General features: G+C 55.8%; 1 protein-coding gene. It reads left to right on the plus strand.

Annotated features, from left to right (window positions below):
• On the plus strand, positions 1-308 hold a 308-nt coding region (locus tag KMS84_RS44360; RefSeq protein WP_256921526.1), incomplete at both ends, for a terminase small subunit.

Here is a 308-nt window from a genome sequence, read left to right on the forward strand (position 1 = left end):
TTTTTTTCCCGACCCCAAGGTATTTTGTTAATGGTGTTAACAGACAAACAACGACAGTTTGTTGACGCTAAGGCCCGGGGTGCGTCAAACAAAGAAGCGGCGGAAGCCGCAGGCTGTAAGGCCTCAACGGCATCCGCCGCCGGCTCCCGCTGGGCAAATGATCCGAAGATTTGCAGCGCAATTCTTGCGCGCCGATCTGAACTGAGTGTTAAACCCGAAAAGCAGCGCAAGCAGAAACCCAGCGCTGACGATCAGGCTCCCGAGCAGGACGAAGCTGGCGGCGAATACCTCGACTGCCTGCCTAACAC

The organism is Streptomyces hilarionis (assembly GCF_024539675.1).
Classification (GTDB): Bacteria; Actinomycetota; Actinomycetes; order Streptomycetales; family Streptomycetaceae; genus Streptomyces; species Streptomyces hilarionis.